Below are 10,314 nucleotides of genomic sequence, written 5' to 3'. Positions count from 1 at the left end.
CCACAGCCACAGCCACAGCCACAGCCACAGCCACAGCCACAGCCACAGCCACAGCCAATTAATTGCGTGATTAAGGTTTAGTTTACTTGTGTCTCTTTAGTCGTGTCGCTCCTCTATCGAAGAGGCAAAATGTGCTGGCATTGTAGTGGGAAGGTTAATGTCGCTAGCTAGAGGTTTATATTGCGATTTCATAATCTTAGAGGTGACCTAATGTCTGAAGCTATCTAGTGTAATTTCTATCCTGAGTTTTATGCAGGGAGCGGCATTATTGACTGTCTAGCAAGACTATACCGCTGGGAAGCAGCTAGTATCGTGGTGGTGAAAGTCTGGAATCGCAAGGTCTACAACAACTCCTACTGAGCCTAAAAGCTTGAGAGTTAGTACGTAAAGGAAAATCCTGTAGAAGAGATATCCTAGAAAACTATCGCCCTACTGATACCAGACGATCTCAATCATCTGTAATCGTAATAAATTTAAGGCGTGCGACACGGTCTCTGAAGTGTGTGGCGTGTTTGGGCTTAATCGAAATCGCCATTAATATTGGTAGTTAAAGCCCACAAAAATAAACTTGATGTTCAAATCGAAATTGATCATTAAAGTGACGTGAAAATAGCGCGTCAGGTGGGTGGATACTCGGCAGGCGTGAAGTCTATCCCAAGGCTAGTGTGACTTAATTAGGGATAGTTTGAGCCACTACTGGGTATATTAACTAGTAGTGGCCATATCAAAATACCTAATTTGGCGTTAACGGGTAAATGACAGCCAGGGGGATTTTATTGTGTGACACGACAGTAAAGTGATGCCTCACTACGGCTAAAGGCATCACTATTGCCGCAAGTTGTTTAGGTGGCTATTGTGACGATAGCAGATAGAGTAATGCATAGGTCGGCACGGCGACTGAGCAAATATAGCCGGGCGTATCGGTGTAATAGTGGTTTACACTTATAACGCCACAGCGGATATCCCAGATGACTCCAAGTCCTTGGCCAACATTACTTCTGCTGAGTTATAGGTATAAATATACGTGAGGCAATAAGGGATGGCGAATGGTTGTAACTAAGAAGGTCAAGAACAGTAAGTGATGTTTCTTTTTACTTCTAAAGGGTGAGGCCATCTCCATGATATTGGGAGTTACAGCGAAGGTACCCTACATTTATGAAAGTGTTTTCGATACAAAAAAGCCTTCAATTAATGAAGGCTTTATAAGTTAACAGCAGCTTTTGTTATTAATAACCAGCGGCTTTAGCCTGATTTTCGTCATATTCAAGCTTTTCATGGGTCTGTCCCATTGCTTCAGCTACTTCTGGAGGCATATAGTTCTCGTCATGCTTAGCAAGAACTTCAGTCGCCTGAAGAGTGCCAGGTGCAGATAGAACTCCTTGAGCGACGATACCTTGACCTTCGCGGAACAAGTCAGGCAATAGGTCATCATAAGTTACAATGACTTCACCACCTAAAGAATCATGTACTGCAAATTGAACATGAAGGCTGTCGGGATCGCGTACCATAGAGCCTATGGTTACCATGCCGCCAATACGAATGCGTTGACCAATCTCTGGCATTACACCGGTATCTTTTTTACCCTGAACAATCTCAGTAGGAGTAAAGAACAAGTTTAAATTCGAGTTCAATGCATACAGAAGTAACGATGCAATTGCTGCAACACCACCGATTAAGGCAACAGCAAGGGTTAAGCGTTTCTTTCGTCTTGGGTTCACTATTTAGTACTCCGAGTTTCTTTAAGGCGTTCTTCTCGTTGAATCTTCTTTGCGATATCAACTAACACTTTACGTTTCTGTCTAACACTTGAAACGACTAGCGTTCCAAGAGAGAAGAAAGTGACTCCGTAAGCTAGCCATACATAAAAAGCATAGCCGCCCATGTTTAAAAATTCACTAATTGAGTCGAATTGCATTATTTGACCCCTTCTGCTTTAGCAAGTTCACGCACCCATGGACGCATGCCATTTCGTGCTAAAATTTCTGATCTAAATCTCACGATAGTAATCGCTGCGATCATAAGTCCGAAACCAACGATGTTGATAAGCAGCGGGTACAGCATATCGGTAGACATGGTTGATTTCTCCGTAATACGGATTGTAGATGGTTGATGCAATGAGCTCCACCAGTCTACAGAGTACTTGATAATTGGGATGTTGATGACACCAACAAGCGCCAAAATACCAGATGCTCTAGCGGCAAGTACTTTATCTTCAAATGAGGCATAAAGAGATATTATACCCAAATAAAGGAAGAGTAGTACTAACTCCGATGTTAGGCGGGCATCCCATACCCACCAAGCACCCCACATTGGTTTACCCCAGGTCGAACCTGTAATTAGCGCGATAAAGGTGATTACCGCACCAATAGGGGCAATAGAGGCAGCAGCCCAGTCAGCAGATTTAATCTGCCAAACAAGACCGATGAACGAACATGTTGCCATGGCCATATAAGCAGCCATCGACATCGACGCAGCCGGTACATGGATAAAGATAATTCGGTAACTATCACCTTGCTGGTAGTCAGTAGGGGCAAAACCTAAGCCCCAGATAGTACCTATACCGATAAAAGCGATTGCTAGTGTTGCAAACCAAGGTAATAGGCTGCTTGAAAGCTTGTAAGCGCGTTCAGGATCCGCGTAGGAATGTAACCATTTCCACATTTTAGTTAGTACTCACTCGTAAGGAAGCACCAATAGCAAATGGTGCTAACGTTAAAGAACCGATCAACATAGCGCCGATTATAGCGAGTTGACCATCATAAGGTAAATTCAGACCTGCAGCATCTATCGCGCTGGTCGCAAAAATTAGTACGGGAATATATAAAGGTAAAATTAGCAAACTTAGCAGCACGCCACCCTTATGGAGCCCAACAGTTAATGCCACACCTATGGCACCTAATAGACTCAATACCGGTGTTCCGAGAGCTAAAGTTGCGATTAGAGCGCCATAGCTATTGCTATCAAGATGCAATAGTACTGCTAATAATGGGGCCACTAAAATTAAAGGCACACCTGTTAATATCCAATGTGCTAGCACTTTAGCCAAAACCATTAATGGTAATGGTTGTGGGCTTAACAGCATCTGCTCGAGACTTCCGTCAACATAATCTGCTTTAAATAAACGTTCTAAAGACAGCATTGATGCTAGAAGTGCAGCAACCCAAATAATACCAGGTGCGACTCGAGTTAATACTTGTGGTTCTGGTCCGATTGCTAGCGGGAATAGGGTGACCACAAGAACGAAAAACAGGAGTGGATTGAATATATCGCCGCGGTGACGGATCGCAATCTGTAGATCACGCTTCAATACCGTACCGAAAGCCTGTGTATAGCTGATGCCTTTTTTCATAGTTAACCCCTAAACAAAGCGATAATCGAGACGGATTTTACGTAAGACATCATCGCTAATTACACCCATATCTTGGTGGGTTGTTAGGATGACACAGCCGCCACGCTTAGCATGAGCAAGAAACAAATGTTCCAGTTCTTCTACGCCTTTTTTATCGATTGCAGTAAAGGGTTCATCAAGAAGCCAAATCTTACAGTTCGTATGCCAAAGTCTGGCTAACGCAGTTCGTCTATGTTGACCTGCCGAAAGGTGGCCAGCTAGTGCTTCTTCAAAACCGGATAAGTTTACTTTTGAAAGGATTTCGCGAGTGTCGAAGCCATCATACCCACAGAGTCTTAAATTAAAATTAAGATTCTCTTCTGCGGTTAGTTCACTTTTAACGCCTGCTAGGTGGCCAAGATACAATAATTCATCATTGTACTCATCTCGACATCGAATGATGTCTTCACCTTTAAAATTGATATTGCCCGCATATGGGCGAGATAAACCTGCGATGATCCGCAAAAGGCTTGTTTTACCGGCACCATTAGGCCCCTCAATTTGAACAATCTCACCTTCAGTTATTTCGAAGGACAGTTCCTCAAAAAGAATACGCTCTTCTCTAATGCAGGTTAAGTTACTAGCTGATACCAGTGTTGTTGCTTTTAATTGTTCTACCACTGAGCCCTCTATATCATGCTGTATAAAAACACAAGTAATCCTAACACATAGACTTTCAAGCGTTTAGTGCAGCGTGAGGTTAAGTGTCAGCAATTTGATGTAGTTCCAATATTAGAAAGTTTTTAGGAACTTTTTATACATTTGCTAATACTAATATATTGACATTTCTGAGAGTGGTGTCTTGTGCAGCAGCCTTAAATGCGATTTAAATCACAAATAGATGCCATTTAGCGAAGTTTGTAGTAACCTAGCCCAGCTATAATCAGTCTGCCGCATTCGATAAGGGCAGCATGAGCTTTGTGAGAATTTGCATTAGGAACCTATAAAATGAAAAAATTATTAGCACTGACTGCAGTTGCTGCGTTGACTTTGTCTACAAGTGCATTTGCCCAAGACGGTAAAGCTATCTACGACAAAGCATGTCAAGTTTGTCACAGCATGGGTGTTGCTGGTGCTCCAAAAGCACATGATGTTGCTGCATGGGAGCCTCGTTTGGCTAAGGGCACTGACGCACTAGTATCAAGCGTTAAATCAGGTCTAAACGCAATGCCACCAGGTGGAATGTGTACTGATTGTTCAGACGAAGACTACAAAAAAGCAATTGAGTTTATGTCAAAGTAAGCTTTTTGTAGATATAAAAAAACCGGCTTATGCCGGTTTTTTTATGTCTGTAAATGGAGATTATTGAACTTGGGTATCAAGAATAAGTTGCCCTGTATCACCAAGCTTTAGCATTGAAAGCTTCCCTTGAATGTCACCTGCTTGTGGCTTAACACTGCCATGTTTAGATAACACTGCGATGACTTCAACTGCTTTAGCATCGCTTAACTTAACGTTACCGCCCATATTAGTGCTGTCATCAAGTGTAATTGTTACTGGCAATGATTCTGCAGATACTTTCGTTGCCGCTAAAGGGACTTTTGGCCCTTCTGTTGAGCGAGCAAAGATGAATAACATATCGGTGCTAGCAACTTGAGCTTGAAGTTCTGGAGAAATAGAGACCTCTATCGTTACCGTCTTAGCGGTCGCTTTAGGTTTCACATTCTTATGAGCGTCATCACTTGGCATTTCGCCTTCAGTTTCCATTCTCATTTTCGCGCTGTCGATAGCATTGATGATGGCACTGCGGTCAACATCCTTACTTTCGCTATCCAAAATCAATTGCCATGCATCTATAGCAGTTTGATATTCCGCAGAGAAGAAAGAATCCATGCCGACAAGTAATAATGTTGAAGGGTCTGAATCATCAAGTGCAAGCGACTGGTCAATCAAGGCTTGAACTGCGGGTGTCATCTGTTGGTTTGAACGGTAATACAAAGCGGTTGCTTTAGGGCCGAGTAGCTCAGCATGTACGCCAACCAGCTCCATCGTTTTATCGAAGGCTTTGATGGCATCATCATAACGATTAGCAGAGATGTATGTGTGACCGAGGCTAAACCATAACTGACTGTTATCAGGTTGAGCTTGAGCCTGCGCTTCCATTTCTTGGACTCGCTGCGACATGATTTGAGCTGTATCCATGCCTGCATGTGGTCCATTGGACGCTACTGGTTTGTCTAAGTTTTGATATGCACCCAGTGTGGAATACATATAGCCACAGATACCAAGGATTACTGCTGACATCACAGTAGGCCATACGATGCTTTTAGGCTTCAGTTTGTTGACAAGAGATTCATCATCACCCTGCTTCATATCTTGAAGCAGGCCCATTTCAAGCTCTTTTTTAAGCGCATCAAATTCAGCTTGTTCAAGTAACTCTTCACTGAGTTCTTTCTCTAATACAGAAAGACGCTCAGTAAATAATTCTAAGTTGGTGCTTCTACGAACACCGGCTTCTTCCGTCTGCAGCATTTTTTGCTGACGAAAATGTGGGAACCAAATCAGCGCTAGGCTAACCAACACAAATAAGGCTATCAAAATCCAGAATGTGGTCATTATGTCTATTTCACTTTAGTTTGCGAAAAAGCGGATTTACCGCTGAACGAGGGGTCAGATTATACGTAAAGATTATTCATTGAACAGTAATATAACCTGAAATGGTCATAGTTGCGCACTTGTTCACAGATTGATTTTATTTGCAAAAGAACTGGAAACTTACGGGAACTTCTTGAGTCTGACTTAAAAATGCCACCAAATCTGCTCAGTTTATGGTGGTATTTTTTGATCACTGTTAATGTGTTGCTCGTACTAATAATAAGGGAAGAATGCGACAAGTCACCCATATTTGTACGAAATAGGCAGACAGGAACAACAGCAAACACTAAACTGAGCTAAATTTGTACCCTTTTTAGTAGTGTTAACTACGGACACGTATGTAATGATATTAGCGTATGCTTATCAATACATGATTTAGGACTGAGGAAAACCCATGATCCCAGAATTAGGACACTTTTCGCTGATTATAGGCCTGGCATTTGCCATGCTTCTAGCCATCGTCCCTTTAGTAGGTGTAGCTCGCAAAGACCAATATTTGGTGCGCTATGCTTGGCCATTAACATACGGAATGTTCTTCTTTATTCTCACCTCCGTTATCGCGCTCGGTTATAGTTTTGCCGTCGACGATTTTTCTGTCGCTTATGTAGCGCATCATTCAAACTCCGAATTGCCAATATTCTTTAAGATTGCCGCAGTCTGGGGTGGCCACGAAGGTTCATTGCTATTTTGGGTTTTCTCATTATCAGCTTGGGCTGCAGCAGTCGCATTGTTTAGTAAAGGCTTAGAAGAAGTCTTTACTGCACGAGTGCTAGCCATTTTAGCCATGATACTGATTGGCTTCACGCTATTCATGTTGCTGACATCTAGTCCGTTTGAGCGGCTGTTTCCGATTCCGATGGAAGGTCGAGATCTTAACCCAATGTTGCAAGATGTTGGCTTAATTTTCCATCCTCCAATGCTGTATTTAGGCTATGTAGGCTTCTCTGTAAGCTTTGCATTTGCTATTGCGGCACTAATGAGTGGACGTTTAGATTCTGCTTGGGCTCGTTGGAGCCGTCCTTGGACATTAGCGGCTTGGGTATTCCTTACTGGTGGTATCGCACTCGGTTCTTGGTGGGCATACTATGAGCTTGGTTGGGGTGGTTGGTGGTTCTGGGATCCAGTCGAGAACGCATCATTTATGCCTTGGTTAATTGGTACTGCACTTGTTCATTCGCTTATTGTGACTGAAAAGCGTGGCGCGTTCCGTAACTGGACTGTTCTATTATCAATTTTTGCATTTTCGCTGAGTTTACTGGGTACCTTTATTGTACGTTCCGGTGTACTCACATCAGTGCACTCATTTGCAGCAGACCCAAGTCGAGGAATGTTCATTCTATTACTACTTGGTTTGGCTGTCGGTGGCTCGCTCACGTTGTTTGCCTTCCGAGCAAGCGAGATGAAAAGCCCCGCACGTTTCCAGCTTAAGTCTAAAGAAACCATGCTGTTGGTGTGTAACTTATTGCTCACTGTAGCGTGTGGTACTGTTTTACTTGGTACGCTCTATCCACTCCTTATTGATGCTTTAGGTATGGGTAAGATCTCAGTAGGCCCTCCATACTTCAACGCAGTATTTGTTCCAATTGTCCTCGTACTATTTGGTTTCATGGGTATTGGTCCAATAATTCGCTGGAAGAAATCAAAAGATGGTGAGTTAAAACGCCAACTTATGATCCCTGCCATGATCGCCGCCGTTGTAGGTTTAGCAGCACCATTCATCGCCGATGGTCAGTTCAATATCTGGGTTGTCTTGGGTACTGGAGCCGCAACTTGGGTGACGTTAATGACATTCCGAGCAGCTTATAATATCGTTAAGACCAAAGAAGGTCCTGTCGATATGACACGTTTAGCTCGCAGTCAGCTCGGTATGATTTTTGCGCATCTAGGTATTGCAGTGTCTGTACTTGGGGCAACGATGGTCTCTAACTACTCTATAGAGAAGAGTGTACGTATGGGACCTGGTGTTTCTCAAGAGCTTGCTGGATACACCTTCAAGTATCTAGAGACTAAAAATGTAGTTGGTCCTAACTATACTGCGCAGCAAGGTCAGATCGAGGTTTATCAAGGTGATGATTACGTTACATTACTAAAACCAGACCGTCGTCAATACAATGTTCGTACAATGGACATGACCGAAGCGGGTATCGATTGGGGCTTATTCCGAGATCTCTACGTCACAATGGGCGACCCTATTAGCCGTACAGAGTTTGCGGTTCGTCTGAACTATAAGCCGTTTGTTCGCTGGTTATGGTTCGGAGCTATCTTCATGATGATCGGTGGTTTCTTTGCTGCATCTGACAAGCGTTACAGAGTTAAAGCAAGCAGCACAGATAAGAGTACCGTAGAAAAAAATGATAAGTTAGCAACGGCGTAATAGGAATAGGGTAAGTATGAAAAAGCTAGTTTTATTTATTCCACTAGTTGTGTTTTTAGGTTTGGGAGTGTTTCTTTATAAGGGACTCTTCCTTAATCCTCAAAACCTCGATTCTGCTCTAGAAGGAAAGCCGATACCGGCTTTCCAATTAGAGATTTTGGAAAAGACAGGGGAAACTCTGACTAATGAGACTCTGAAAGGAAAAGTTTCAATACTCAATGTGTGGGCGACTTGGTGTCCTTCATGTAAGTATGAACATCCTTTTTTAATGACATTAGCGCGTAAAGATATTTTACCCATTTATGGTATTAACTATCGTGATGAGCGAGCATTAGCCATTCGCGAGTTAAGCCGTGAAGGTAATCCATACACGATCAATATATATGACCATAAAGGCCGTCTTGGGTTAGACCTAGGTGTCTATGGTGCTCCAGAGAGTTTCCTTGTCGACCATAAAGGGATTATTCGTTATAGATACGCCGGTCCTATTGACGCACGTATTTGGAAAGAAACCTTATATCCTATGGTTCAAGAGTTACAAGCTGAAGCTGCAAAGGATGGTGCATCATGATAAAGACATTAATTAAGGGTCTATCAGCTTTTGTTCTATTGCTGAGCATGGCATCAGTGGCTAATGCCACGCCAGTAGATACTTATCAGTTTAAGTCTCCTGAAAACCAAAAGCGTGCGCTTTCTTTAGCGCATTCACTACGCTGTCCACAGTGTCAGAATCAGAATCTGGTCGATTCGAATTCACCGGTTGCTCAAGATCTTCGTTTAGAAGTATACGAAATGGTCGACGAAGGTAAAAATGACGATGATATCATTGAGTTTATGACAAGTCGTTACGGTGAGTTCGTACTATACAAGCCAAGAATGGAAGCTAAAACCTATGTTCTGTGGTTAGGCCCTATAGGTTTATTATTATTCGGCGGTATGATTGGCTTTCTGTTTATTCGTAAACAACGTATTGCTGAAAGCAATACTGAAGAACTGACTTCGGAAGATCAGAAAGAGTTAGATCGTCTTTTGAAGCGAGATACTAAATGAAAAACATAGTATCTGGATTATTTGCGGTTGCCTTAATGTTTACAGGGCAAGCGCAAGCTTACCCTGGAATGCAAAAAAAAGGCGAAGTGAAGATCCAATCAAGTGTTGATCAAATCAGTGTATTGCCTAAACCATTCCCTATTGAAGCCGTTCCTTTTAAAGATAGTCAAGGTAACGCGGTAGATTTCAGTCAATATAAAGGAAAGGTTGTCATGGTTAACATGTGGGCGACTTGGTGTCCTCCGTGTGTAAGGGAGCTTCCGGCGATTAGCCGCTTCTCTGCTAAGATCGGATCTGACGAATTTGAAGTGCTACCTGTTTCTATCGATCTTGATGGTAACAAGCAGGTTGAGCCTTTTTTGAAGTCATTAGGGATGGAAGAGTTCACTACCTTTTATGATAAAGAGCAGAGTTTAGGTAACGTATTTCCTTTAGATACGATTCCTGCGACTTTTATCCTTAATAGAGACGGTGAGTTGATCGCTTTTGTTCGTACCTTTGTAGATTGGGACGATGACAAAGCGGTTACGTTAATAAAAGGCTTTTTGGAACAAGCACAGTAATAGATACTGAGTAAGTTCAAATTGACGATAAAAAGGGGCTTTTAGCCCCTTTTTCGTACGTATTGTTTGGTAACTATGCGGTTGGCATGATTGTTTCACTTTTATGAAGAAAGACCCTTGTGCTCCATCAGTATTCCCCTATAATGCGCATCCACTGACACGGCACAGCAGGCCAAGTAACTTACCGCAAGGTTAGGAAACACGGGACTTGCAGCGGTGTTAGAGAGTTAAATCTTCTCGAAGATGAGACTCAGGTGACAAGCGCTTTAAGGGCTTCGGTTTTGACTTCTGATTAAGAAAGCATCACTCGAAAAACTTCTTAAAATAAGCACTTGACGCCGCCA

11 protein-coding genes are annotated in these 10,314 nt (G+C 42.7%); 5 read left to right on the top strand and 6 right to left on the bottom strand.

Annotated features, from left to right (window positions below):
* Nucleotides 1-1,226 precede the first annotated feature (1,226 nt).
* The 5 genes from ccmE to ccmA are packed head-to-tail and all read right to left on the bottom strand — an operon-like array spanning nucleotide 1,227 to nucleotide 4,009.
* Nucleotides 1,227-1,718 carry a cytochrome c maturation protein CcmE gene (gene ccmE, locus CXF83_RS00055; protein WP_101089192.1) on the bottom strand — a complete coding sequence of 164 codons (492 nt, stop codon included), beginning with the start codon at nucleotides 1,716-1,718 and terminating at the stop codon, nucleotides 1,227-1,229.
* The gene (gene ccmD / locus CXF83_RS00050) at nucleotides 1,718-1,915 is read right to left on the bottom strand and encodes a heme exporter protein CcmD (protein WP_101089193.1); all 198 of its coding nucleotides are present in this window, start codon (nucleotides 1,913-1,915) and stop codon (nucleotides 1,718-1,720) included. Before ccmD ends, ccmE begins: the two co-directional genes overlap by 1 nt.
* Nucleotides 1,915-2,661: a heme ABC transporter permease gene (locus CXF83_RS00045; protein ID WP_101089194.1), complete on the bottom strand. Its 747-nt coding sequence runs from the start codon at nucleotides 2,659-2,661 to the stop codon at nucleotides 1,915-1,917. The genes ccmD and CXF83_RS00045 overlap by 1 nt, the downstream gene beginning before the upstream one ends.
* Nucleotide 2,662: 1 nt before the next feature.
* A complete protein-coding gene (ccmB, locus tag CXF83_RS00040; RefSeq protein ID WP_101089195.1) occupies nucleotides 2,663-3,349 on the bottom strand; it encodes a heme exporter protein CcmB in 687 nt (228 codons plus the stop codon).
* 9 nt (nucleotides 3,350-3,358) lie between these two features.
* Nucleotides 3,359-4,009 (bottom strand): cytochrome c biogenesis heme-transporting ATPase CcmA, encoded by a 651-nt coding sequence (gene ccmA, locus CXF83_RS00035; protein ID WP_101089196.1) that lies wholly within the window; start codon nucleotides 4,007-4,009, stop codon nucleotides 3,359-3,361.
* Between the two features lie 327 nt (nucleotides 4,010-4,336).
* Here ccmA and CXF83_RS00030 point away from each other — a divergent pair, with 327 nt between their 5' ends.
* Nucleotides 4,337-4,630 carry a c-type cytochrome gene (locus CXF83_RS00030; RefSeq protein WP_101089197.1) on the top strand — a complete coding sequence of 98 codons (294 nt, stop codon included), beginning with the start codon at nucleotides 4,337-4,339 and terminating at the stop codon, nucleotides 4,628-4,630.
* Between the two features lie 60 nt (nucleotides 4,631-4,690).
* Here the strand turns inward: CXF83_RS00030 and ccmI are convergent, their stop codons facing one another.
* Nucleotides 4,691-5,944 carry a c-type cytochrome biogenesis protein CcmI gene (ccmI, locus tag CXF83_RS00025; protein WP_101089198.1) on the bottom strand — a complete coding sequence of 418 codons (1,254 nt, stop codon included), beginning with the start codon at nucleotides 5,942-5,944 and terminating at the stop codon, nucleotides 4,691-4,693.
* 433 nt (nucleotides 5,945-6,377) lie between these two features.
* On the opposite strand from ccmI, the gene CXF83_RS00020 reads away from it, so the two are divergent.
* The 4 genes from CXF83_RS00020 to CXF83_RS00005 are packed head-to-tail and all read left to right on the top strand — an operon-like array spanning nucleotide 6,378 to nucleotide 9,970.
* A complete protein-coding gene (locus CXF83_RS00020) occupies nucleotides 6,378-8,357 on the top strand; it encodes a heme lyase CcmF/NrfE family subunit (protein ID WP_101089199.1) in 1,980 nt (659 codons plus the stop codon).
* A 16-nt stretch (nucleotides 8,358-8,373) separates the two neighbouring features.
* Complete coding sequence (locus CXF83_RS00015) at nucleotides 8,374-8,928, top strand: DsbE family thiol:disulfide interchange protein (protein ID WP_101089200.1); 555 nt, start codon at nucleotides 8,374-8,376, stop codon at nucleotides 8,926-8,928.
* Nucleotides 8,928-9,407 carry a heme lyase NrfEFG subunit NrfF gene (nrfF, locus tag CXF83_RS00010; protein ID WP_180961116.1) on the top strand — a complete coding sequence of 160 codons (480 nt, stop codon included), beginning with the start codon at nucleotides 8,928-8,930 and terminating at the stop codon, nucleotides 9,405-9,407. The genes CXF83_RS00015 and nrfF overlap by 1 nt, the downstream gene beginning before the upstream one ends.
* A complete protein-coding gene (locus tag CXF83_RS00005) occupies nucleotides 9,404-9,970 on the top strand; it encodes a TlpA disulfide reductase family protein (protein ID WP_101089201.1) in 567 nt (188 codons plus the stop codon). Before nrfF ends, CXF83_RS00005 begins: the two co-directional genes overlap by 4 nt.
* Nucleotides 9,971-10,314: the final 344 nt, after the last annotated feature.

Source organism: Shewanella sp. Choline-02u-19 (assembly GCF_002836205.1).
In the GTDB taxonomy this organism is placed as follows: domain Bacteria; phylum Pseudomonadota; class Gammaproteobacteria; order Enterobacterales; family Shewanellaceae; genus Shewanella.
The sequence above is the reverse complement of the archived record's forward strand: the minus strand, read 5'-3'. Positions and strand labels throughout refer to the sequence as shown.